This is a genomic window from Streptomyces sp. NPDC002884, from assembly GCF_040295245.1.
In the GTDB taxonomy this organism is placed as follows: domain Bacteria; phylum Actinomycetota; class Actinomycetes; order Streptomycetales; family Streptomycetaceae; genus Streptomyces.
On record NZ_JBEOVB010000003.1, the window covers coordinates 421,060 to 442,820 of the forward strand.

Consider the following 21,761-nt stretch of genomic DNA (forward strand, 5'->3'; position numbering starts at 1 on the left):
TCAGGAGGATCCCGACATGTCCGACTCAGTCAGCGACTGTACCGACGAGACCCCGTCCCTCAGCGCCCTCACCGAAGCCGAGGTGGAGGCCCTGGTCAGGGGCATATGTTTCAAGACCGGACCACCCCGCACCGTCGGGGTCGAGGTGGAATGGCTCGTTCACGAGCTGCGCGAGCCGCGGCTCCCCGTCACACCCGAACGGCTCGAAGCGGCCTACGCCGCACTGCGCACCCTTCCGTTGAGCTCGCCGCTCACCGTCGAACCCGGCGGCCAGCTGGAACTGAGCTCGCCGCCCGCAGCCTCCCTGATGGAGTGCGTGGGCATCGTCTCCGCCGATCTGACCGCCGTCCGCGCGGTCCTGGCCGAGCAGGGTCTCGCCCTCTCCGGCCACGGCACGGACCCCTGGCGCACACCCCGCCGGTTCCTCCACGAGCCCCGCTACGACGCGATGGAGGCGTGCCTCGACCGCACAGGTCCGGCCGGCCGCGCCATGATGTGCACCTCGGCCTCCGTGCAGGTCTGCCTGGACGCCGGGTACGAGGAGCCCGGCCCCCTGGGGCACGGGCGGCGCTGGTGGCTGTCGCACACGCTGGGCGCCGTGCTGGTGGCGGCCTTCGCCAACTCCCCGCTGCTCGGCGGCGCGCCCACCGGCTGGCGTTCCACCCGGCAGCTGCTGTGGACGGAGATCGGCGCCGGCCGCGCGGGCGGACCCCCTCTGAACGGCGATCCGCGCGCGGCCTGGGCCCGGCACGTGCTGGACGCGCCGGTGATGTGCGTCCGGCGTGACGGCGGTCCGTGGGAGGTACCCGACCGGCTCACCTTCCGGCAGTGGACCCGGACGGGAGCACCGACCCGGGAGGACCTCGACTACCACCTCACCACGCTGTTCCCCCCGGTCAGACCGCGCGGCCACCTGGAGCTGCGCATGATCGACGCGCAGCCCGGCGACGACGGCTGGATCGTGCCGCTCGCCGTGACGACGGCGCTCTTCGACGATCCGGAGGCCGCCGAGAACGTCTATCGCGCGGTGAAGCCGCTGGCCGAACGGGCCCAGCCGCTGCCGGCCCCGCACAATCCGCTGTGGATCGACGCGGCCCGGTACGGACTGACCGACCCGGAGCTGCACGAGGTCGCCGTCACCTGCTTCACCACGGCTCTGCGGGCCCTGCCCCGCCTCGGCGCCACCGAGGCGGTGACGGCCGCCGTGTCGGACTACCTGGAGCGGTACGTCCTCAGGGGCCGTACTCCCGCCGACGACCTGCTCGACCGCCTGCGCGGCACGGACACCCGCGCGTACGGGAAGGACCTCCGCACATGACCGACCCCGCCCTGGACACCGGGCCGGCCCTGGACGCCGTTCCCGGCCCGGACGCCGGCCCCGGCCTGGACGCGGACACGCTCCGCGCCCGGGTGCTCGCCTCCCTCACCACGGCCCGCGAGCGCACCACGCTCCTGACGAGCTGCGTCGAGGAGCCCGACCTCACCGCCCAGCACTCCCCGCTGATGTCCCCCCTGGTGTGGGACCTCGCGCACATCGGCAACCAGGAGGAGCTGTGGCTGCTGCGCACGGTGTCCGGCCGTGAGCCGATGCGCCCCGAGATCGACGGCCTCTACGACGCCTTCGAGCACTCGCGCGCCGAACGGCCCTCCCTGCCGCTGCTGCCGCCGGGCGAGGCCCGCCGGTACGCGGCGGAGGTGCGCGGCCGGGTGATGGACGTGCTGGAGTCCGCCGACTTCGGCGGCACCCGGCTGACCGAGGCCGGTTTCGCCTTCGGGATGATCGCGCAGCACGAACAGCAGCACGACGAGACGATGCTGATCACCCATCAGCTCCGCACCGGTCCGCAGGCCCTGACCGCACCCGACCCGGATCCGGTGCCGCTGTTCACCGGTCCCGCCGAAGTCCTCGTGCCCGGCGGCCCGTTCACCATGGGCACCTCCGGCGAGCCGTGGGCGCTGGACAACGAACGGCCGGCGCACCGGCGCGAGGTGGCGCCCTTCCACATCGACACCACCCCGGTGACGAACGGCGCGTACCAGGCGTTCATCGAGGACGGCGGCTACGACGACGAGCGCTGGTGGACGAAGGAGGGCTGGTCGCACCTTCGCCACAGCGGTATCAGGGCGCCGCTGTTCTGGCACCGGGACGGCGGGCAGTGGCTGCGCCGCCGCTTCGGAGTCACCGAGGTCGTGCCGCCCGACGAGCCGGTACTGCACGTGTGCTGGTACGAGGCCGACGCCTACGCCCGCTGGGCCGGACGCCGGCTGCCCACCGAGGCGGAGTGGGAGAAGGCGGCCCGCTTCGACCCGGCGACCGGCGGTTCGATGCGCTACCCGTGGGGCGACGCCGACCCCGGCCCCGAGCACGCCAACCTGGGCCAGCGCCATCTGCGGCCGGCCCCGGCGGGCAGTTACCCGGCCGGTGAGTCCCCGCTCGGGGTACGGCAGTTGATCGGTGACGTGTGGGAGTGGACGTCCAGCGACTTCCTGCCCTACCCCGGTTTCCGGATGTTCCCGTACAAGGAGTACTCGGAGGTGTTCTTCGGCCCCGAGCACAAGGTGCTGCGCGGCGGTTCGTTCGCGGTGGACCCGGTGGCCTGCCGGGGCACGTTCCGCAACTGGGACTACCCGATCCGGCGGCAGATCTTCTCCGGGTTCCGCACGGCCCGCTCGGGAACCGTCTGATGTGCCGTCATCTCGCCTATCTGGGGTCCGGGGAGCCGCTGGGCCGGCTCCTCGTGGAGCCCCCGCACGCTCTGTACCGCCAGTCGTGGGCGCCCCGGCGGCAGCGGTACGGCACGGTCAACGCCGACGGTTTCGGAGTGGGCTGGTACGCCGAAGGGGACCCGGTGCCGGCCCGTTACCGCCGGGCCGGGCCCATCTGGGCGGACCTGTCCTTCGCCGACCTGGCCCGGGTCGTGCGCAGCCGGGCGCTGCTGGCCGCGGTACGGGACGCGACCCTGGCCGGCGCCGACGCGGAGGCCGCGGCGGCGCCGTACGCGGCCGGGACCTGGCTCTTCAGCCACAACGGGGCGGTCGCGGGCTGGCCGGGCTCACTGGAGTCGCTGACCGGTTCGCTGCCCGCCGCGGACCTGCTGTCGATGGAGGCGCGCAACGACTCCGCGTTCGTCTGGGCGCTGGTCCTCGCCCGGCTGCGCGCCGGCGACACGGGGAGCCAGGCACTGGCGGACACGGTGCTCGAGGTCGCCGCGGCTGCTCCCGCCTCGCGCCTCAACCTGCTCCTCACCGACGGGGAGTCCATCACCGCCACCGCCTGGGGCGACACCCTCTGGTACCTGGCCGAGCCCGGCCGGGGCACGGTCGTGGCCTCCGAACCGTACGACGACGATCCGCGCTGGCAGGAGGTCCCCGACCGCACCCTGCTCGCGGCGAGCCGCGCCGACGTCCTGCTCACCCCGCTCAAGGAACCGAGCACCGACACGGCGTCCGCACCGACCGAGGAGACCGGCACGTGAGCACGTTCCACATCACCCGCACCCTCCCCGAGGACGCCACGGACGCCGCCCTGCGCGCCGACGTCCAGCACGGCCTCACCGACACTCCGAAGACGCTGCCGCCGAAGTGGTTCTACGACGCGCACGGCAGTGAGCTGTTCGAGCGGATCACCGAACTGCCCGAGTACTACCCGACGCGCGCCGAGCGCGAGATCCTCGTGGACCGGGCCGGCGAGATCGCCGCGGCGGCCCGTGCCCGCACGCTCGTCGAACTCGGCTCGGGCTCCTCGGAGAAGACCCGCTATCTGATCGACGCGCTGACCGACCTGGACACCTACGTGCCCGTCGACGTCAGCGAGAGCGCCCTCACCCTGGCCGGGCAGGCCCTGATCGCCGAGCGGCCGGGGATGGACGTGCACGCGCTGATCGCCGACTTCACGGCGGAACTGGCGCTGCCCGACACCCCGGGGCCGCGGCTCGTGGCGTTCCTCGGCGGCACGATCGGCAATCTGCTGCCGGCCGAGCGCGCGCTGTTCCTCGCCTCGGTGCGCGCCCTGCTCGCGCCGGGCGACGCGCTGCTGCTGGGCACCGACCTCGTCAAGGACGACCGGGTGCTGGTGCGGGCGTACGACGACGCGGCCGGCGTGACGGCCGCCTTCAACAAGAACGTGCTGGCGGTCGTCAACCGTGAGCTGGGAGCCGACTTCGACCCCGGGGCCTTCGAGCACGTGGCCCTCTGGGACGCGGAGAACGAGTGGATCGAGATGCGGCTGCGCTCCCGTACGGCGCAGACGGTGAAGGTTCCCGCGCTCGACCTCGCCGTCGACTTCGCGACCGGCGAGGAAATGCGCACCGAGGTGTCGGCGAAGTTCCGGGAGGAGGGAGTGCGCACGGAACTGGCCGCCGCCGGGCTGGAGTTGACCCACTGGTGGACGGACGCCGCGGGCCGCTTCGCGCTGTCGCTGAGCACCGCCCGTTGAGCACCGCCCGCTGAGGACTGCCCCTCGAAGACCGCCCGTCGGAGACCGCCGCCGAAGAAAGGCACAGGGCGGCCGAGGCCGTCAGAAGGTCACCGTCAGCGCCTCCGTGATCCGGCGGGCGGCGCGGCGGGCCTCGGTCGCCGGGTCGGCGCCGGTGAGCACCTTCGTCATGTAGTCCTTGATCGGGTTGTCCGCCTCGACGGCGGCCCACTCGGGTGTGCTGGGGGTCGCGCGGCCCTGCGCGGCCCCCGCCGCCATGGCCGCGACCCCCTCCTCGCCGGCGACGGACTTCGCCAGCTTCGCCTTGTTCGGCACGTAGTTCATGGTGCGGGCCAGTTCGGTGTCCCACTTCGCGCCGGTCAGCGCGGCCACCACCGCGATCGCGCCCTCCCTGACGTCGGTGTTGCGCGGGACGACGAGGTCGGAGCCGCCGGTGAAGACCGCGCCGGGCTTGCCCGCGTTCTTGCCGGGCACGGGGAAGAAGCCCAACTCGCCCTCCAGGGACGGATTCTGCTGCACCACCGCCCGGGCAAGTCCGGGCACGGCCACGATCTGCGCCACCTTGCCCGCGGCGAACACCCCTGCCTGCGGCGGGTGTTCCTCGTCCGCCGCCACGGGGCCGGCGCCGAGCGACTGGAGCCGCCGGTAGAAGTCCATACCGCGCAGGGCGGCCCGGGTGTCGAGGGCGCCCTCCCAGCGGCCGCCGTCCTCGGTGGCGAGGTCGCCGCCCTCGTCCCAGATGAACCCGGCGAGCGTGTACCAGTCCTGCCCGGCCAGGTAGATGCCCTGGTTCCCGCCCGAGTTCAGCTTCTCGGTGGCGGTCAGCCACTCGGCGCGGGTGGTGGGCGGGGCGGTGACGCCGGCCTGCTCGAAGAGGTCCTTGCGGTAGATCACGACCCGGTTCGCGGCGTACCAGGGGATGCCGTACTGGTGGAAGCGCTGCTGCCCCGGCTCGGCGAGGCCGGGCAGCCAGTCGTCCCGGCCCCACTTCGCGGCGGACTCCAGGGTCAGGTCGAGCAGTCCGTGGCCGTCGACGTACTGCGGGACCTGGGTGTTGCCGACCTCGATGACGTCCGGCCCCTTCGGGTCGTCGGCCTCCAGCGCGGCTTCCACCTTGCCGCCGATCCCGGTCCACTCCTGGATACGGATGTCCAGGTCGAGGTCCGGGTGGTCGTGTTCGAAGTCCTCGGTGAACCGGTCCAGGAACTCCTGCGACGCGCTGTCCTTCATCAGCCACACCGTGACCGTCCGGCGGTCGGGTCCCCCTGTCCCGGGCAGCACGCCACAGGCGGTCAGGAGGCAGGCGGACACGCAGAGGAGGGCGAGGAGACGACGTCGCACGGGGGTCCTGTTCTGCCCGGCGGACAGGGCGAGAGGCCCGACGTGGGGGACGAGCGCGGCGCTCGTACGGGTGTCCCGGATTTTGGTATGTACCAATGCGGAGGGTCAAGGGGGCCCGGGCGGAGGGAGCCCGTCCGGTCCGACGCCTCGCGCTCCGCCGCAGCTTGGGGCACGGTGGAGTGACGCGTGACACACGTGACGAGGCCGTCACGGTCGAGAGGAGCAACCCGATGTCGAAACACACCTACCGGGTCACGGAGATCGTCGGCACCTCACCGGACGGCGTCGACGACGCCATCCGCAACGGCATCACCCGCGCCTCACAGACCCTGCGCAACCTGGACTGGTTCGAGGTGACGCAGGTGCGCGGCCAGATCGAGAACGGCGACATCGCGCACTGGCAGGTGGGCCTGAAGGTCGGTTTCCGCCTGGACGAGTCGGACTGACGGCCGGGCACCCTCCGCACAGGGCCGCGCCTTCCCGTACGGCCGGCCCTCCCGTACGGCCGGCCCTCGGGCGAGTCGGCCTTCGCGTGCGGCCCGTCCTCAGGTGCGGCCGCCCCGAGGCGCGCCGGCCCTCAGGTGCGCCCCTCGCGCTCCTGCGCCTGCTTCAGCGCGCCCGAGGGAGCCGTCCAGCGCGCCAGGACGACGGTGAAGCCCGCCCGCCGGGCGTCGCCGCACACCAACTCGTCGTCGTCCACCAGGACCCGCACCTCCCGGTCGCGGGCCAGTCGGCGCAGAACCTCCAGCTTGGTGCGCCGGGCAGGTCTGCGGTCGTCGTCGCGCCGCATGTGGACACGCCCCTCCGGCAGCCCCTGCGCGGCGAGCCACTCCAGCGTGTCGCGCCGGCAGCGCTCGGGCCGGCCGGTCAGGTAGACGATCTCGCACTCCTCGGCGCGGGCCAGTACCAGCGCGACGCCCTCCGGGAGCGGCGGATCCTGCGGCGCCGCCGCGAAGAACGCGGCCCAGTCGCGCGGGCTGCGCTCCAGGAACCGCTGCCGGTGGGCCGTGTCGGCGAGGGTGTTGTCCAGGTCGAAGACGGCGAGGGGCCGCTTGCTGTCGGTCACGCCGTCCACCCTAGACAGTCGGCCTCGCCCTACCGGCAATTGCACATGGGATCCATTTTCATATAGCTTCCTCGCAGCTCGTCCCGAGCCCACCGAGGAGGTTCCATGGCCGTCCCCAAACGGAAGATGTCCCGCAGCAACACCCGGCACCGCCGAGCCCGCTGGAAGGCGAGCACACCGCAGCTCGTACCGGTCACCGTCGAAGGCGTCCGGCATCTCGTCCCCCGGCACCTGGTGAAGGCGTACGAGCGCGGCCTGCTGCGCCCCGAGGACTGACCCGCGTCGGGCTCGCCGGGTGATCCCGCGCACGGCATCGCACCGGGCGGAATCCAGCGGGCCCCGCGGTGTTGAACCCTGTATGAGCTCCGCGATCGCTTCGGCCCGCTTCTGCGTCCTCGACCGCTCGCGCACGCGCGAGGGCCACACCGGCGCAGAGGCGCTCCGGGACACCGTGCGGCTGGCGCGGGAGGCGGAGGCGCTGGGCTACCACCGGTTCTGGGTCTCGGAGCACCACGGCGTGCCCGGGGTCGCCGGATCGGCGCCCACCGTGCTGGCCGCGGCCGTGGCCGGCGCGACGGACCGGATCCGGGTCGGCACCGGCGGGGTGATGCTGCCCAACCACCGGCCCCTGGTCGTGGCGGAGCAGTTCGGCGTCCTGGAGTCCCTCTTCCCGGGGCGCGTCGACATGGGGCTGGGACGCTCGGTGGGCTTCACCGACGGGGTGCGCAGGGCGCTGGGACGCGACAAGGGGGACGCGGACGACTTCGCGGGGCAACTCGAGGAACTGCTCGGCTGGTTCCTCGGCACCTCGCCCACGGGGGTGCACGCGCGGCCCTCGGAGGGACTGACCGTGCCGCCGTTCGTGCTGGCCATGGGCGAGGGCGCGGAGACAGCCGCCCGCGCGGGGCTGCCGATGGTCATCGGCGACCTCCGCGACCGCGAGCGGATGCGGCGCGGCGTCGACCGCTACCGGGCCCGCTTCCGGCCCTCCCCCTGGGCGTCGGAGCCGTACGTGGTCGTCTCCGGGACGATCGCGGTGGCGCGGACGCCCGAGGAGGCACGACGGCTCCTCGTCCCGGAGGCCTGGTCGATGGCGTACTCGCGCACCCACGGCACCTTCCCCCCGCTGCCGCCCGCCGAGGAGGCCGAGGCCCGCGCGATGACGGCGAAGGAGCGCGGCTTCTACGAGTCCGGGCTCACCGGCCACCTCGCGGGCACCGAGGAGCAGGTCGCCGACGGACTGGAGACGGTGCTGAAGGAGACGGGGGCGCAGGAGGTCCTGGTGACCACCAGCACCTACGACCGGGCCGCGCTGCTCGACTCCTATCGGCGGCTCGCCGGGATCGTGCACGCGGCTCGGAGCGGCGGGTGAGCGGCGGCTGAGCGGCGGTCCCGGCGCAGGTCACCGGGCGTCGCACGCCTTGCGCGCATAGGATTGGGGTTTTGTCCCGCCCGGCAGCAGCAGCCGCACAGCCGAAGACCCGTACGGAGTCCCCCATGCCGAGCCCGCCCGAGCCGCACGGCGACGAGCCGTCCACGAAGGACGGGTACATCCGGGTCCGGGGGGCCCGCGAGCACAACCTCCGGGGCGTGGACGTCGACGTCCCGCGCGACGTGGTGGCCGTGTTCACGGGGGTGTCCGGCTCCGGGAAGTCGTCGCTGGCGTTCGGGACGATCTACGCGGAGGCCCAGCGCCGCTACTTCGAGTCGGTCGCGCCGTACGCGCGCCGGCTGATCCACCAGGTCGGCGCGCCGAAGGTCGGTGAGATCACCGGGCTGCCCCCGGCGGTCTCGCTCCAGCAGCGCCGCTCGGCGCCCACCTCGCGTTCGTCGGTGGGCACGGTCACCAACCTGTCGAACTCGCTGCGGATGCTGTACTCCCGGGCGGGCGACTACCCGCCGGGCGCGGAGCGCCTCGACTCGGACGCCTTCTCCCCCAACACGGCGGCCGGGGCCTGCCCCGGGTGCCACGGCCTCGGCGAGGTCCACCGCACCACCGAGGAGTCGCTCGTACCGGACCCGTCGCTGTCCGTCCGCGAGGGTGCGATCGCGGCCTGGCCGGGCGCCTGGCAGGGCAAGAACCTGCGGGACATCCTCGACGCGCTCGGTCACGACGTCGACGTCCCGTGGCGCGAACTGCCCGCCGGGCAGCGGGAGTGGATCCTGTTCACGGACGAGCAGCCGGTCGTGACGGTCCACCCGGTACGGGACGCGGACCGCATCCAACGCCCTTACCAGGGCACCTACATGAGCGCCCACCGCTATGTGATGAAGACCTTCGCGGACTCCAGGAGCCAGACCCTGCGGGCCAGGGCGGAGCGCTTTCTGACGGCCGCCCCCTGCCCGGCGTGCGGTGGCGGCCGGCTGCGGCCTGAATCCCTCGCCGTGACCTTCGCGGGCCGGACGATCGCCGAACTGTCCGCGCTGCCCCTGGCGGAACTGGCCCAGCTCCTCGAGGGGACGTCCGAGACGGCCCGCGTCCTCACCGACGACCTCAGGACCCGGATCGCCCCCGTCCTCGAACTCGGACTCGGCTATCTAGGTCTGGACCGCGCCACCCCCACCCTGTCGGCGGGCGAGCTGCAACGGCTGCGGATCGCGACCCAGCTGCGCTCCGGGCTGTTCGGCGTGGTGTACGTGCTGGACGAGCCGTCGGCGGGACTGCACCCGGCGGACACGGAGGCGCTGCTCACGGTGCTGGAGCGGCTGAAGGCGGCGGGCAACTCGGTGTTCGTGGTCGAACACCGGCTGGACGTGATGCGCGCCGCCGACTGGCTCGTGGACGTGGGCCCCAGGGCGGGCGAGCACGGCGGCCGGGTGCTGCACAGCGGCCCGGTCGCGGAGCTGGCGTCGGTCGCGGAGTCGGCGACGGCACGCTTCCTGTTCGGCCGCCCGCCGGCGCCCGCCCGCGAAGTCCGCACCGCCCGGGGCCGGTTGACGGTCGGTCCGGTGACCCGGCACAACCTGCGCGGGGTGACCGCGGAGTTCGGGCTGGGCGTGTTCACGGCGGTGACCGGCGTCTCGGGCTCGGGAAAGTCCACGCTCATCGGGGAGATCACGGAGGACCTGCCGGGCGTGGGCCGGCTGGTCGCGGTCGACCAGAAGCCGATCGGCCGCACCCCCCGGTCGAACCTGGCCACGTACACGGGCCTGTTCGACGTGGTCCGCAAGGTCTTCGCGGCGACGGACGCGGCACGGGACAGGAAGTACGGCGTCGGCCGGTTCTCCTTCAACGTGGCCGGAGGACGCTGCGAGACCTGTCAGGGCGAGGGTTTCGTGAGCGTCGAACTCCTCTTCCTGCCCAGCACGTACGCGCCCTGCCCGAACTGCGGCGGAGCCCGCTACAACCCCGGAACACTCGAAGTGACCTACCGGGACCGCAACATCGCGCAGGTGCTGGACCTGACGGTGGAGTCGGCGGCGGACTTCTTCGCCGACGTCCCGGCCGTCTCGCGCAGTCTGGCCACCCTCCTCGACGTCGGCCTCGGCTATTTGCGCCTCGGCCAGCCGGCGACGGAACTCTCCGGCGGCGAGGCCCAGCGCATCAAGCTGGCGGCCGAGCTGCAGCGCGGCCGCCGCGGCCGCACGCTCTACCTCCTCGACGAGCCGACGGCCGGCCTGCACCCGGCCGACGTCGAGGTCCTCATGCGGCAGCTGCACGGCCTGGTCGACGCCGGACACACGGTGATCGTGGTCGAGCACGACATGTCCGTGGTGGCGGGCGCCGACCGGGTGATCGACCTGGGGCCCGGCGGCGGCGACGCGGGCGGACGGATCGTGGCGACGGGGACGCCGCGGGAGGTGGCGGATGCCGAGGAGAGCGCGACAGCGCCGTATCTGCGCCGGGTGCTGGACACGCGCCGCCAGACCGTGTCCGCGCAGACCCGCCCGCTCACGACGCGGCCCGGCCCCGCTGCTCCTGCCAGGCCCGGTGGTGGTCCACCAGGGTCTCCTCGATCGGGCGGTAGGTGAGGCCCAGTTCCTCGGTGCTCCTGCGGTTGTCGACGCGGAAGCGGATGCCGAGGTGGTTCCGGATGTACTCCTGGGAGAGGCCGAAGGCGGGGCCGAGGATCCGCGCCGGCCAGTGCGGGAGGGCGGTCCGGGGGAGGCGCAGGTTTCGCGGGTGGTGCTTCAGCAGGGTTCTCGCCATCTGGTGGAAGGAGGTCATCTCCCGCGCCGCGACGATGTAGCGGCCGTGCGCCCCGGGGTGTTCCGCCGCCGCGATGTGGGCCGCCGCGACATCGCGGACGTCGGCCGTGGTGAAGCTGAAGTCCGGGGCGCCGTAGAAGAAGTAGCCCTTGAAGAGCTCGTCCAGGAGGAAGAGGCTGCCGGATTCCGAGCCGGGGGTGAGGGAGGGGCCGAGGATCAGGCCGGGGTTGACGGAGACCATGCGCCAGCGGCTCTGCGCTGCCTCCGCCTCCCAGGCGGCCTTCTCGGCCACCGTCTTGGCGTAGTGGTACGGGTTGTTCTCCACGGTGCTGGTGGTGTTGAAGTACTTCTCCGACAGGGTCTGATCGTCCATCTCCCGCACGTCGGCGTAGTCGCCGAAGATCGCGCCCACCGTGGACGTGAGGACGAGGCGCTCGACGGACTCGGTGCGCTCGATCGACGCCACGACGTTGCGCGTGCCCGTCAGGGCCGGTTCCACCACGTCCCGCCGGCCGTCCTTGATCTTCTCCGGCATCAGGAAGGGCGAGGCCACGTGGAAGACCACCCCGCAGCCCTTCATGGCCTCGTCGAAGGAGCCCTCCGTCAGCAGGTCCGCCTCGAAGAGGTCGAGACGGCCGGGATGGGCCTCCCCCAGGACGTGCAGCGGCCGGCGTCTGGCCGCGTCCGCCGTGCCCCGCACGGTGGCGTGCACGCGGTAGCCGCGCTCCAGGAGCTGCTGCACGAGATGGGCGGCCACGAAGCCGCTGCCCCCCGTCACGAGTGCCGTCCGGCCGGCCGGGCTTCCGCTCACGCGCACGCTCCCCTCAGAGTCGGGACGCGTCATGATCGCATCAAGTCAGGACGCCCCGACAGCCCCTCGCTCACCGGGAGTTCGTCCGGCGGACGCCTGCGCACCGGCTCGCCCTCCGGCCTTCCGGGGCACCCGCGGGCGACCGCCGAAGCGGTGGCCGGCCCGCCCGGTCGGGGCGGCGGGCCGCCGCTCCTCGCCCCGCACCCGGGCGCCGGCGGCCGCGGCCAGCGCCCTGCGGTCGGGGTGGCTGCCCGGCGCGAGCGCGGGCAGGACCTCGACCTCCGCCACCAGGCCGCGCGCCGACACGACCCGCCACAGCGAGGCGAGCAGCGGGTCGTCGCCGACGAACGCGGCCACGGTGCTGGCCGCTCCCGCACGGTCCCGGTAGCGGATGCGTACGGGCTGCACCGGCACCCGGGCGTCCAGGGCGGCCTGGAACACCGCCCGCCGGAAGTGCCCCTGGGCGCGGCCGCACCAGGTGCTCCCCTCCGGGAACACCGCCACCGCCCGCCCGGCACGCAGCGTGTCGGCGATCGTGGCGACCGTCGCGGGCAGCGCCCGCAGCCGGTCACGGTCGATGAACAGGACGCCGCCGCGGGCCACCATCGCGCCCGCCACCGGCCACCCGCGGATCTCGGCCTTGGCGAGCATCCGGGCCGGGCGGACGGCGGCCAGCAGCGGGATGTCCAGCCAGGAGATGTGGTTGGCGACCAGCAGCAGCCCGGTGCCGGTGGGAGCGGTCGCGCCGGTCACCCGGACCCGCACGCCCGCCGCCCGCACCACGGTCCGGCTCCACCACCGCACCACCCGGGACGGGAACCACCCGCCGACCGGCGCCAGCACCACCCCGGCCAGGACCAGCACGACCACCGCCGTGAGCCGCAGCACGGCCCGCGGGACGGCCGTGAGGGACACCGTCGCCTCCACGCACGCCCGCGGGGTGCAGGGCGCGCTGGGCAGCCAGACGCTCATCAGGCCGGGACGAGCGAGAGGAAGTGCCGCAGGTAGCGCTGGTTGACCCGGCTCATCGGCAGCAGCACATACAGGTCGGCGACACCGAAGTCGGGGTCGTGGGCGGGTTCCCCGCACACCCAGGCGCCGAGGCGCAGATAGCCGCGCAGCAGGGCCGGGAGTTCGGTGCGGGCGGCCGGGCCGGCGCCGTTCGGGATCCAGGGCCGCAGCGGCCGTACCCGGTACTCCGGCGGGGCGAGGTGCTTCTCGCGCACCCGGTCCCAGGTCGCCGTCGCCAGGGTGCCGCCGTCGGCCAGCGGGACCGAGCAGCAGCCGGCCAGCCACTCGTGGCCGCGGTCCACCATGTAGCGGGCTATCCCGGCCCAGATGAGCCCGATGACGGCGCCGTCGCGGTGGTCGGGGTGCACGCAGGAGCGGCCGACCTCGACCAGGCCGGGCCGGATCGCGGCGAGCGGGCCGAGGTCGAACTCGCCCTCGGAGTAGAGCCGTCCGGCGACCGCGGCCCGCTCGGGCGGCAGCAGCCGGTAGGTGCCGACCACCTCGCCGGTGGCCTTGTCCCGGATGAGAAGGTGATCGCAGTACGCGTCGAAGGCGTCCGTGTCCAGGCCCGGTTCCGGGCCGTCGAGCCGGGCGCCCAGCTCCCCGGCGAACACCTGGTGGCGCAGCCGCTGCGCGGCCCGGACGTCGTCCTGGTCGCGGGCGAGCGACACGAGATAGCCGGAACCGCCGGGCGGGACGGCGGGAGCGGGGGGTGCGACGGGCATGGCGGTCATGGAGGTCTCCTGCGCCGGGCGGAAGAAGCATGGGGACGGTGCACGGGGCTGCGCACCTGCTTTCTTCCGCGCCCGGCTGGCCTCGGCGTGACCGGGACGGGGCCCGTGGATGTGCGGCTGCTGAATGCCAGACGCTCCGCCCGGGGCCGGACGCGAGACGGGGCCGGGGATGAGCACCACTCCCGGCCCCGCCCGTCCGCACCTTGTCGGCGAACGTCTCTGCTCGAAGCGGGCGCCGGGGCGACCCCCGGGGCGCGGGAAACCGTGCGAACGGCCCGAACGGACCCGCGGCCCCGGAACGACGCCCCGCCCTACGGCGCTACCGCTTCGCGACCTTCCGCGTGGCCCGCAGCCACTCCTTGTTCATACCGGTGATGGACACCAGCGGGATGCCCTTCGGGCAGGCGGTCGCGCACTCGCCCGCCAGCGTGCATCCGCCGAACCCCTCCTCGTCCATCTGCGCCACCATGTCCAGCACCCGGGTCTCCCGCTCGGGAGCGCCCTGCGGCAGCACGTTCAGGTGGTTGACCTTGGCGGAGGTGAACAGCATCGCCGCGCCGTTCGGGCAGGCGGCCACGCACGCTCCGCAGCCGATGCACTCGGCGTGCTCGAAGGCGAAGTCGGCGTCGGGCTTGGGCACGGGCGTCGCGTGCGCCTCGGGGGCGGCGCCGGTCGGGGCGGTGACGTACCCGCCGGCCTGGATGATCCGGTCGAAGGCGCTCCGGTCGACGACCAGGTCCTTGACGACCGGGAAGGCGGCGGCCCGCCACGGCTCGACGTCGATCGTGTCGCCGTCCCGGAAGGACCGCATGTGCAGCTGACAGGTGGTGGTCCGCTCCGGCCCGTGCGCGTCGCCGTTGATGACGAGCGAGCACGCGCCGCAGATGCCCTCGCGGCAGTCGTGGTCGAAGGCGACCGGGTCGTCGCCGCGCAGGATCAGCTCTTCGTTGAGGGTGTCGAGCATCTCCAGGAAGGACATGTCGGGTGAGATGCCGTCCACCTCGTACGTGGACATGGCGCCGTCGGCGTCCGCGTTCTTCTGCCGCCAGACGCGCAGGTTGAGCCTCATGCGTAGCTCCGCTGGGTGGGATGGACGTACTCGAAGACCAGGTCTTCCCGGTGCAGGGCCGGGGCCTCGCCCGTCCCGGTGAACTCCCAGGCCGCCGCGTAGCCGAACGCGTCGTCGCGCCGGGCCGCCTCACCGTCCGGGGTCTGCGACTCCTCGCGGAAGTGGCCGCCGCAGGACTCGGCGCGGTGCAGCGCGTCGAGGCACATCAGCTCGGCGAGCTCCAGGTAGTCGACGACGCGGTTGGCCTTCTCCAGGGACTGGTTGAACTCCTCGCCGGTGCCGGGCACCTTGATGCGCCGCCAGAACTCCTCGCGGATCTGCGGGATGCGCTCGAGGGCCTTGCGCAGACCCGCGTCGGTGCGGGCCATGCCGCAGAACTCCCACATGAGTTCGCCGACCTCGCGGTGGAAGGAGTCCGGGGTGCGGTCGCCGTCGACCGAGAGCAGCAGGTTCAGGCGGTCCTGGGTCTCCGCCAGCACCTCCTGGACGACGGGGTGTTCGAGGGTCACCTCGCCCTGGTGCGGGTTGCGGGCGAGGTAGTCGTTGATGGTGGCCGGGAGCACGAAGTAGCCGTCGGCCAGTCCCTGCATCAGCGCGGAGGCGCCGAGGCGGTTGGCGCCGTGGTCGGAGAAGTTGGCCTCGCCGATCGCGAACAGGCCGGGGACGGTGGTCTGGAGGTCGTAGTCGACCCACAGGCCGCCCATCGTGTAGTGCACGGCCGGGTAGATCCGCATCGGGACCTCGTACGGATCCTCGTCGGTGATCCGCTGGTACATGTCGAAGAGGTTGCCGTACTTGGCCTCGACGGCCTTGCGGCCCATGCGCGCGACGGCGTCGGCGAAGTCCAGGTACACGCCCTGTCCCCCGGGGCCGACTCCCCTGCCCTCGTCGCAGACGTTCTTGGCGGCGCGGGAGGCGATGTCGCGCGGCACCAGGTTGCCGAAGGAGGGGTAGATGCGCTCCAGGTAGTAGTCGCGCTCCTCCTCGGGGATCCGGTGGGGCGGACGGTCGTCGCCCTTGGTCTTCGGCACCCAGATCCGGCCGTCGTTGCGCAGCGACTCGCTCATCAGCGTCAGCTTCGACTGGTGGTCGCCGGTGCGCGGGATGCAGGTCGGGTGGATCTGTGTGAAGCAGGGGTTGGCGAAGTACGCGCCGCGCCGGTGCGCCCGCCAGATCGCGGTGGCGTTGGAGTTCATGGCGTTGGTCGACAGGTAGAAGACGTTTCCGTAGCCGCCGCTCGCCAGGACGACCGCGTCCGCGAAGTACGTGTCGATCCTGCCGGTGATCAGGTCGCGCGCCACGATCCCGCGGGCCCTGCCGTCCACGACGATCAGGTCCAGCATCTCGGTGCGCGGGTGCATCTCGATGTTGCCGGCGGCGATCTGCCTGCTGAGGGCCTGGTACGCGCCCAGCAGGAGCTGCTGGCCCGTCTGGCCGCGGGCGTAGAAGGTCCGCGAGACCTGCACGCCTCCGAAGGAACGCGTGTCGAGCAGCCCGCCGTACTCCCGCGCGAAGGGCACGCCCTGGGCGACGCACTGGTCGATGATCTCGACCGAGATCTGCGCGAGCCGGTGCACGTTGGACTCCCGGGCCCGGAAGTCGCCGCCCTTGACGGTGTCGTAGAACAGGCGGTGGACGGAGTCGCCGTCGTTGCGGTAGTTCTTCGCCGCGTTGATGCCGCCCTGCGCGGCGATGGAGTGGGCCCGGCGCGGGGAGTCCTGGTAGCAGAACTGGACGACGTGGTAGCCCTGTTCGGCGAGGGTGGCGCCGGCCGAGCCGCCCGCGAGGCCGGTGCCCACGACGATGACCGTGTGCTTGCGCCGGTTGGCCGGGTTGACCAGCTTGGCCTCGAAACGGCGCTTGTCCCAGCGCTCGGCGACGGGGCCGGAAGGGGCCTTGGTGTCGACGACCGGCTCACCGGTCTCGTAGTCCGCGTAGGCGGAGAAGGCAGTCATGTTCAGCTCACCACTCCGGTCATGACGCCCACGGGTACGGCCAGGAAGCCGGCCGTGAGCAGCAGCGCGAGGACGTCGGCGAAGGTCTTGAGGGCGCGGTCGCGGGTGCGGCTGCCGACGCCGAGGGTCTGGGCGGCGCTCCAGAAGCCGTGCCGGACGTGCAGGCCGACGGCGAGCATCGCGACGATGTAGATCACGTTGCCGTACCAGGTGGAGAAGGTGTCCACGACGTTCTGGTACGGGTGGCCCGCCTGGAAGCCGCCGCTGTGCACGGTGCCGGTGGTCAGGTCCAGGATGTGCCACACGATGAACAGGGCCAGGATGATGCCGCCCCATCGCATGGTGCGGGTGGCGTAGCTCGCCCGCGGCTTCCTGTGCACGTACTTGCTGGGCCGCGCCTTGATGTCGCGGCGGCTGAGCTGGTACGCGGAGACGGCGTGGGCGACCACCGCGACGACCAGCACGACGCGCACGAGCCAGAGCGTCCACTCGTAGTGCATGAACGGTTCGCCGACGGTGCGCAGCCAGTGCGCGTAGTGGTTGAACTCCTCCGCACCGAAGAAGATCTTCAGATTGCCGATGACGTGGACGACCAGGTACAGCAGCATGATCATGCCGCTGACGGCCATCACCGTCTTCTTGCCGACGGAGGAGTCCCACACGGTGCGCGCCATGGACGGCCGTCGGTCCGTCCGCGTTGCCAGAGCCATGGGTCAAGACGCTAGGGCCGGACCACCCCATCGGTCCAAGACATGGTTGACCTTGATTCCATAGGCTCCGGCTATCGCCGACGTAGTCTGGGGGCATGCAGTTCCAGCAGCTCCAGTACTTCGTGGCGGTCGCCGAGACCCGGCACTTCACCCGGGCCGCCGAGCTCGTGCATGTCGCGCAGCCTTCGCTGTCGCAGCAGATCAAGGCGCTGGAGCGGGAGTTGGGAGCGGATCTGTTCCTGCGGGCGCGCGGCAACATCAAGCTCACCGACGCGGGCGAGGCGCTGCTGCCGCTCGCGCGGCGGATCCTCGCAGACACGGAGACCGCGCGGTACGAGGTGCAGGAGCTGGTGCAGCTGCGCAGCGGGCGGGTGCGGCTCGGGGCGACGCCGAGTCTGTGCACGGGTCTGCTGCCGGACGTGCTGCGCGCCTTCCACGACCGCTATCCGGGCATCCGGCTGCTGATCGAGGAGGGCGGCTCGCACGACCTCGTCCGGGAGCTGGCCCGCGGCGCCCTCGACCTCGCCCTGGTCGTCCTGCCGCTGCCGACCCCGTCCCCGGCCCTGACGACGGTGGAGCTGCTGCGCGAGGACCTGGTGGTGGTGTCCTCCCCGGAAGCCTCCCGGCCGGGCAACGGGCGGCGGACCGTGCGGATCGCCGACCTGGAGGGCGAGCGCCTGGTGATGTTCCGGCACGGCTACGACCTGCGGGAACTGACCGTGGCCGCGTGCCGGGCGGAGGGGTTCGAGCCGGACTTCGCGGTGGAGGGCGGGGAGATGGACGCGGTGCTCGGGTTCGTCCGGGCAGGCCTGGGGGTGGCCGTCGTCCCCCGGATGGTGGCCGCCCGCTCGGGCCGGGGACTGCGGGTCACTCCGCTCGCCCGGCCCGGCCTGCACCGCGCGATCGCCCTCGCGCACCGCAGCGACGTGGCCCCGCCCCGGGCGGCCCGCGAACTCCAGCGGATGCTGCTGGAACGATGAGGCCACCTTCCTTTCTTGTGACTTATCTGGATGGAATACCGCAAACACGCCATAGGGGATCGACGTACGGCACGCCTGAGAGGAATGCGACACCTGCCATGAAATAGATGGTTTCCGGATGGCCACCGGGGCCTGCCGGAAAGTGAGGTGACCGAGGTGGCCGAGGCCTCCGAGGGTCGGTCCGACGAGAGTTCCGTCGAGCGCGGCGGCTATCAGCAGGAGCTGAAACGGTCGCTCGGCTCCTTTCAGGTGTTCGCGATCTCGTTCGCGTTCATCTCGGTGGCGGTCGGCATCTTCGGGACGTACGACGACGTGCTGCAGAACGCGGGGCCGGTCGGGCTGTGGCTGTGGCCTGTCGCCGCGGTGGGACAGACCCTGGTGGCGCTGGTGGTCGCGCAGCTCGCCGCTCGCATCCCGCTCAGCGGCTCGTCCTACCAATGGGCCTCGCGGCTGGCCGACCCGAAGATCGGCTGGGGCTTCGGCTGGTTGACGTTCTGCTACCTGGCGATCGCGGTCGTGGCGGTGGACGACGCGCTCGCCAGTCAGGCGTTCATGCCGCTCTTCGGCATGACGCCGGACGAGGACACGGCGCGGCTGATCACGCTCGTGGTGCTGCTCGTCCAAGCCGTGCTGACCGTGGCCTCGACCCGCATCGTCAGCCTGATCAACACCACCGCGGTGGGGCTCGAGGTGGTGCTGGTCATCGTGGTGGGGATCGCGCTCATCGTCGCGGTGGCGGTCACGGGCGACGGCACGACCGCCAACCTCGCCTCGCGCGGGGTCACGTTGCACGCCCACAACTATTTCGGTGTGGGCGGCGGCCTGATGGCTGCGATGATCATGGGTCTCGCCACGCTCGTCGGCTTCGACGCCGCGGCGAACCTGGCCGAGGAGGCCAAGGACCCCTACCGGAGCGTACCGCGCGCGATCGTGGGGTCCGTCGTGGCCGCCGGACTGCTGGGAATGCTGTTCCTGATCTCCCTCACCGTCGCGATCAAGGACATCCCACGGATCACCGCCAGCGACTCCCCGGTCGCGGCGATCATGCGCGACCAGCTCGGTCCGGTCATGGAGAGAGTGCTTCTGGCGGCGATCTCGTTCGCGTTCTTCGGCGCCGGGATGGTGGTGATGGCCGCGTGCTCGCGGATCGTCTTCGCCATGTCGCGTGACGCACGCTTCCCTGCCCACCGGTTGATGCGACGGGTCAGCCCCCGCACGCACACGCCCGTCCCGGCGACCGTCCTGATCTTCCTCCTGGGAGTCGTTCTCATGGTCGCGCTGCCCGGCGCCGCGCTGTTGAAGCTGATCACGGCGTCGACGATCCTGCCGGCGCTCATCTACTGCTCGACGATCGTTCTCTACCTGGCGGTGCGCCGAGGACTGGACCGCCGCGAGGGGGCCTTCCACCTCGGCCGCTTCGAACTGCCGGTCGCGATCTGCGCGCTGGTGTGGTCGGTCGCCTCACTGTTCGTGCTGGCCTCGCCCGCGGAAGCGCTCGTGCCCGTCCTGATCGTGGTCGGGCTGCTCGCCGCGGGCGGGCTCTTCTTCCTCGGCCTGCTGATCTTCGATCGCGAGGCACTGGAGGCCGAGCCCGGAGAGGCGCGCGTCAGCGGGCCCTGAGCCCACGCCCCGGCCTCACAGCGCCGGCTTCAGCACCTCCTCGCACCACCGGCGGAAGTCCGTGGGTGCGGTGTCGGGGGTGCTGGGCCGGGTTGCGCCGTAGAAACCCTGGGTGTTCTGGGCGTGCGTCATGTCGGCGACGCCCTGCGCCCAGGCCTCCGAGGCGCCGAAGCCCGTCAGCCTCGCCTTCTGCTCGGCGACGGTGATCTGCCGCACCCGCACGGGACGGTCCAGCACCTCCGAGACGACCCGGGCCATGCCCTCGGGGGTCAGCTCGTCGGGGCCCACCAGCGGTACGTCGCCGTACCCCGTCCAGGAGTCGTCGAGCAGCAGCCGGGCGGCTTCGGCGGCGACGTCGCGGGTGGCGCAGGTGCGCACCACGCGGTCCCGTTCGAGCGCCTCGGACCAGACGCCCTCGTCGCGGATCGAGGCCGTCTGGCGGAGCAGGTTCTCCATCAGGGCCGGCGGACACAGCGCCCGGTAGTGCACGCCCGTGGCGGCGATCGCCTCGTCCATGGCGAGGGACGCCGAGATCGGCCCGGCGTTCTCGGCGACGCCCCGGCCCAGCGTCGAGACGGCCACGACCCGTTCGACGCCCTGGCCCGCGATCACCTCGCACAGCGGCTCGGTGAAGGCGCGGAAGTGGCCCTCGACGCTGTCGGCCCCGGGCGTCGGGGGCACCAGCCAGAAGATCCGGTCGGCGCCCGCGCACGCCTCCTTCAGGACGGCAGGGTCGGCGTGGGACCCCCGGACGACCTCGACGCGTCCACGGGTGCGCGGGGAGAGCCGGGCGGGGTCACGGACGATCACCCGGACCGGTGTCGCGCCGTTCCCCGCGTCGAGCAGCCGGGACAGTACCTCGCGGCCGATCTGGCCGGTCGGAGTGGTGACGACGATCATGAAAAGCTCCAGGGATTGCGTCGGTCGGTACGACGTCGAGCCTGCTGCCCCGCGCGTCCGAACTGAAGGACCGATCCGCTCGCGGTTGTTACCCTCAGGGCAATACCGAACGGAGGGCCGCTCATGGAGTCCCGCCCGCTGCGCTATTTCGTCGCCGTCGCCGAGGAGCTCAACTTCGCCCGCGCCGCCGAGCGGCTGGGCATCTCACCGCCGCCGCTCTCCCGGGCGATCCGCCAACTGGAGACGGAGCTGGGGGCGGTCCTGTTCGAACGGACCACGCACAGCGTGGCGCTGACCCCGGCGGGCGAGGTCCTGCTGGTGGAGGCCCGGTTCGCGCTCGCCACGCTGGAGGCCGCGGGCCGCCGGGCCCGGCGGGCCGCCGCCCCCGAGCCGAAGCTGGCGCTCGCGGTGAAGGCCGACGGGGACGCCGGACTCCTGGAGGCGATCCTCGCCCGGTACGCCTCCGACCCCGCGGCGCTGCCGGTCGCCGTCCGGCTGTGCGCCTGGCACGAGCAGTCCCGGCTGCTGTGCCGGGGCGAGGCCGATGTCGCCCTGGTCTACGAGCCGTACGACCGCACCGGCCTGGACACGGAGGACCTGGCCGCCGAGCCGCGCGTCGCCGCCCTCTCCGTGGGTCATCCGCTCGCCGCCCGGGCCGCGTTGCGCGTCGGCGACCTGGGACTGCGCCCGGACGAGGTGCACCGCTACATCGACGAGGTACGCGGCAGGGGCCAGGATCTCGCCCAGCTCCTGACGCTGGTGGGCCTGGGCGAGGTCGTCGCCCTGCTGCCCGCGTCCGTCGCCGGCCGCTATCCCCGGCCGGGCGTCGTCTACCGCCCGGTCCTGGACGCGCCCCCTGCCGTCCTCGCCGTCGCGTGGCCCCAGCAGTCCCGCTCGACGGCGACGGCGGCGCTCGTCCGGGCGGCCGTGTCGGTGGCCGAGGACGCCCGGGCCCGGGAGGCGGGCTGAGTCCGCCGAGC

At 72.7% G+C, this 21,761-nt stretch carries 20 protein-coding genes; 11 read left to right on the top strand and 9 right to left on the bottom strand.

Annotation, left to right across the window (positions count from 1 at the left end; translation table 11 throughout):
* Nucleotides 1-16 precede the first annotated feature (16 nt).
* The 4 genes from egtA to egtD are packed head-to-tail and all read left to right on the top strand — an operon-like array spanning nt 17 to nt 4,435.
* A complete protein-coding gene (gene egtA, locus ABT070_RS09260; protein ID WP_351756924.1) occupies nt 17-1,318 on the top strand; it encodes an ergothioneine biosynthesis glutamate--cysteine ligase EgtA in 1,302 nt (433 codons plus the stop codon).
* Nucleotides 1,315-2,685 carry an ergothioneine biosynthesis protein EgtB gene (egtB, locus tag ABT070_RS09265; RefSeq protein ID WP_351756927.1) on the top strand — a complete coding sequence of 457 codons (1,371 nt, stop codon included), beginning with the start codon at nt 1,315-1,317 and terminating at the stop codon, nt 2,683-2,685. The genes egtA and egtB overlap by 4 nt, the downstream gene beginning before the upstream one ends.
* Entirely contained in the window at nt 2,685-3,476 is a 792-nt protein-coding gene (egtC, locus tag ABT070_RS09270) for an ergothioneine biosynthesis protein EgtC (protein WP_351756930.1), read from the top strand. Before egtB ends, egtC begins: the two co-directional genes overlap by 1 nt.
* The gene (gene egtD, locus ABT070_RS09275; RefSeq protein WP_351756933.1) at nt 3,473-4,435 is read left to right on the top strand and encodes an L-histidine N(alpha)-methyltransferase; all 963 of its coding nucleotides are present in this window, start codon (nt 3,473-3,475) and stop codon (nt 4,433-4,435) included. The genes egtC and egtD overlap by 4 nt, the downstream gene beginning before the upstream one ends.
* Nucleotides 4,436-4,516: 81 nt before the next feature.
* On the opposite strand, the gene ABT070_RS09280 is transcribed toward egtD, so the two are convergent.
* Entirely contained in the window at nt 4,517-5,776 is a 1,260-nt protein-coding gene (locus ABT070_RS09280) for an extracellular solute-binding protein (protein WP_351756936.1), read from the bottom strand.
* Between the two features lie 230 nt (nt 5,777-6,006).
* Between ABT070_RS09280 and ABT070_RS09285 the strand changes: the two genes are divergently transcribed.
* Nucleotides 6,007-6,222 carry a dodecin gene (locus ABT070_RS09285; RefSeq protein ID WP_351756939.1) on the top strand — a complete coding sequence of 72 codons (216 nt, stop codon included), beginning with the start codon at nt 6,007-6,009 and terminating at the stop codon, nt 6,220-6,222.
* Nucleotides 6,223-6,353: 131 nt separating this feature from the next.
* Here the strand turns inward: ABT070_RS09285 and ABT070_RS09290 are convergent, their stop codons facing one another.
* Complete coding sequence (locus ABT070_RS09290; RefSeq protein WP_351756941.1) at nt 6,354-6,842, bottom strand: phosphatase domain-containing protein; 489 nt, start codon at nt 6,840-6,842, stop codon at nt 6,354-6,356.
* 105 nt (nt 6,843-6,947) lie between these two features.
* Here ABT070_RS09290 and rpmF point away from each other — a divergent pair, with 105 nt between their 5' ends.
* The 3 genes from rpmF to ABT070_RS09305 all read left to right on the top strand — a co-directional run bounded on the left by rpmF (nt 6,948) and on the right by ABT070_RS09305 (nt 10,814).
* Complete coding sequence (gene rpmF, locus ABT070_RS09295) at nt 6,948-7,118, top strand: 50S ribosomal protein L32 (protein ID WP_351756942.1); 171 nt, start codon at nt 6,948-6,950, stop codon at nt 7,116-7,118.
* 82 nt (nt 7,119-7,200) lie between these two features.
* Entirely contained in the window at nt 7,201-8,214 is a 1,014-nt protein-coding gene (locus ABT070_RS09300; RefSeq protein WP_351756944.1) for an LLM class flavin-dependent oxidoreductase, read from the top strand.
* A gap of 125 nt (nt 8,215-8,339) precedes the next feature.
* On the top strand, nt 8,340-10,814 hold the full coding sequence (locus tag ABT070_RS09305; RefSeq protein ID WP_351756947.1) for an ATP-binding cassette domain-containing protein: 2,475 nt from the start codon (nt 8,340-8,342) through the stop codon (nt 10,812-10,814).
* On the opposite strand, the gene ABT070_RS09310 is transcribed toward ABT070_RS09305, so the two are convergent.
* The 6 genes from ABT070_RS09310 to ABT070_RS09335 all read right to left on the bottom strand — a co-directional run bounded on the left by ABT070_RS09310 (nt 10,735) and on the right by ABT070_RS09335 (nt 17,245).
* Nucleotides 10,735-11,802: an NAD-dependent epimerase/dehydratase family protein gene (locus ABT070_RS09310; RefSeq protein ID WP_351756949.1), complete on the bottom strand. Its 1,068-nt coding sequence runs from the start codon at nt 11,800-11,802 to the stop codon at nt 10,735-10,737. The two genes, ABT070_RS09305 and ABT070_RS09310, sit on opposite strands and share 80 nt — an antisense overlap.
* A gap of 45 nt (nt 11,803-11,847) precedes the next feature.
* Nucleotides 11,848-12,774 (bottom strand): lysophospholipid acyltransferase family protein, encoded by a 927-nt coding sequence (locus ABT070_RS09315; RefSeq protein ID WP_351756952.1) that lies wholly within the window; start codon nt 12,772-12,774, stop codon nt 11,848-11,850.
* Nucleotides 12,774-13,547, bottom strand: a complete 774-nt coding sequence (locus ABT070_RS09320) for a GNAT family N-acetyltransferase (RefSeq protein ID WP_351756955.1) — start codon at nt 13,545-13,547, stop codon at nt 12,774-12,776. Before ABT070_RS09320 ends, ABT070_RS09315 begins: the two co-directional genes overlap by 1 nt.
* Nucleotides 13,548-13,866: 319 nt before the next feature.
* Nucleotides 13,867-14,616 (bottom strand): succinate dehydrogenase/fumarate reductase iron-sulfur subunit, encoded by a 750-nt coding sequence (locus ABT070_RS09325; protein ID WP_054241185.1) that lies wholly within the window; start codon nt 14,614-14,616, stop codon nt 13,867-13,869.
* Nucleotides 14,613-16,571: a fumarate reductase/succinate dehydrogenase flavoprotein subunit gene (locus ABT070_RS09330; protein ID WP_351756958.1), complete on the bottom strand. Its 1,959-nt coding sequence runs from the start codon at nt 16,569-16,571 to the stop codon at nt 14,613-14,615. Before ABT070_RS09330 ends, ABT070_RS09325 begins: the two co-directional genes overlap by 4 nt.
* Nucleotides 16,572-16,573: 2 nt before the next feature.
* Nucleotides 16,574-17,245 carry a succinate dehydrogenase gene (locus ABT070_RS09335; RefSeq protein WP_351757363.1) on the bottom strand — a complete coding sequence of 224 codons (672 nt, stop codon included), beginning with the start codon at nt 17,243-17,245 and terminating at the stop codon, nt 16,574-16,576.
* Nucleotides 17,246-17,376: 131 nt separating this feature from the next.
* Here ABT070_RS09335 and ABT070_RS09340 point away from each other — a divergent pair, with 131 nt between their 5' ends.
* Complete coding sequence (locus tag ABT070_RS09340; RefSeq protein WP_351756960.1) at nt 17,377-18,261, top strand: LysR family transcriptional regulator; 885 nt, start codon at nt 17,377-17,379, stop codon at nt 18,259-18,261.
* Between the two features lie 156 nt (nt 18,262-18,417).
* The gene (locus tag ABT070_RS09345) at nt 18,418-19,881 is read left to right on the top strand and encodes an APC family permease (RefSeq protein WP_351756962.1); all 1,464 of its coding nucleotides are present in this window, start codon (nt 18,418-18,420) and stop codon (nt 19,879-19,881) included.
* Nucleotides 19,882-19,896: 15 nt separating this feature from the next.
* Here ABT070_RS09345 and ABT070_RS09350 read toward each other — a convergent pair whose 3' ends face one another.
* On the bottom strand, nt 19,897-20,781 hold the full coding sequence (locus ABT070_RS09350; RefSeq protein WP_351756964.1) for an NAD(P)H-binding protein: 885 nt from the start codon (nt 20,779-20,781) through the stop codon (nt 19,897-19,899).
* Between the two features lie 123 nt (nt 20,782-20,904).
* On the opposite strand from ABT070_RS09350, the gene ABT070_RS09355 reads away from it, so the two are divergent.
* Nucleotides 20,905-21,750, top strand: coding sequence for a LysR family transcriptional regulator (locus tag ABT070_RS09355; protein WP_351756967.1), 846 nt, complete (start codon nt 20,905-20,907; stop codon nt 21,748-21,750).
* Nucleotides 21,751-21,761: the final 11 nt, after the last annotated feature.